Here is a 1,350-nt window from a genome sequence, read left to right as displayed (position 1 = left end):
TGTCGGTAGCTTTTCAAGTTGTCCGGTTTTTGTAGCACATCAGATGTCCGCTTCTGTTTGTTGCAGGAGGTGCGTCGAAGCGGTTCACGCCGCACTCCTGATCTCGGTTTTCTGGCCGCGCAACGACCCGTCCGCATGGTAGCGGGCGATCGACCGTGGCCCGTGGAAGACGGCCAGCGTGCCGTCGGGATATTGGCGCACCTTGACCTTGGCCTTGACGAAGTGATGACGGATCGGGCTTGGCGGCAGCTGCAGCCTGAGCCGTCCGAAGACAATGGTGTTGTCGCGGCCGACCACGCGCTCCTCCTCGATGCACAGGATCTCGGCGAGCTGGTCCGGATCGGCGGCGACGAAGGCGCTGTCGGCGATCTCGGGCGGCTTCGAAAAGCGGGCATTGTGAGCCGCCAGGTAGACCTCGGCGATGAAGCGGTTGGCCGCTTCGATGTCTGTGATCCCGGCCAGTGCAAGTTCCTTCGGCAGTCGTTCCTGCAACGTCGAGAAGGTGCGCTCCGAGCGTCCGCGCGCCTCGGGCGAATAGGCCGGTATATGCTCGACGCCGAGCCGCACTAGCGCCCGACCGACTTGGGTGAGCCGCTCCTTGTCGACCTTTTCCCCGGCCTTGGGCGTGTGGAAATAGTGGCTGCCGCGGTCGCTGTAGAGGCTCGACGCCAGACCCTTGGCCGCAAACGTCTCCAACAGGCCTTGGAAGCTCGAGGCCGTGCCTTCCTCCTCGACCAGGAAGGCCGAATAGAGCGTGCTCGTCGCATCGTCCATCGTCACGATCAGGTCGAGCGGCGGCTCACCCGTCAACCACTCGTGCCGGCTGCCGTCCTGATGCAGCATCATGCCCTCGCACGGCTTTCTGGGCCGCTTGCGCCGATGCGCCCCGCGCCGCTTGGCCCGCTCCACCAGACCGGCTGCGTGCAACTGCGCCTTCGTCCAGGTGTAGCTCCAGCAGAAATTGTGGTCGCGAACCAGGTGCTCGTGGAAGTGCTTCACGTTCCAGCCAAAATACCGCTCCCGGTAAAGCAACAGCATCTCCTCCACCGCATCGCACGGCGCCCGTCGCGGCGAGGCCTTGCCCAGCCGACGGTCGATAAGGCCGGCGACACCCTCTTCCTCGTAGCGGTCGCGATAGCGCCGGAACTGACGCTCCGACATCCCAAGCAACTCACCAGCCTCCAGCATCGACAGATCACCTCGATCCCACCGGCTCAATACGTCGCGAAACTTCTGCATCCTGCGGTCCTGTAGCCATGCTGCCCGTCTCATCCCCAGCCTCCGTTCGCTGAAGATCAAACCGGACAACTCGTCTGCTACCTAACCCGGACAACTCATCTGCTTACGACA

The 1,350-nt window shown here is 63.4% G+C and carries 1 protein-coding gene; it reads right to left on the bottom strand.

Annotation, left to right across the window (positions count from 1 at the left end; translation table 11 throughout):
• Window positions 1-84 precede the first annotated feature (84 nt).
• Window positions 85-1,272 (bottom strand): ISNCY family transposase, encoded by a 1,188-nt coding sequence (locus NKJ73_RS34000; RefSeq protein WP_352572748.1) that lies wholly within the window; start codon window positions 1,270-1,272, stop codon window positions 85-87.
• Between the last annotated feature and the right edge of the window lie 78 nt (window positions 1,273-1,350).

Source organism: Mesorhizobium sp. M0074 (assembly GCF_040322975.1).
Classification (GTDB): Bacteria; Pseudomonadota; Alphaproteobacteria; order Rhizobiales; family Rhizobiaceae; genus Mesorhizobium.
This window is presented reverse-complemented; position numbering and strand designations above follow the sequence as displayed.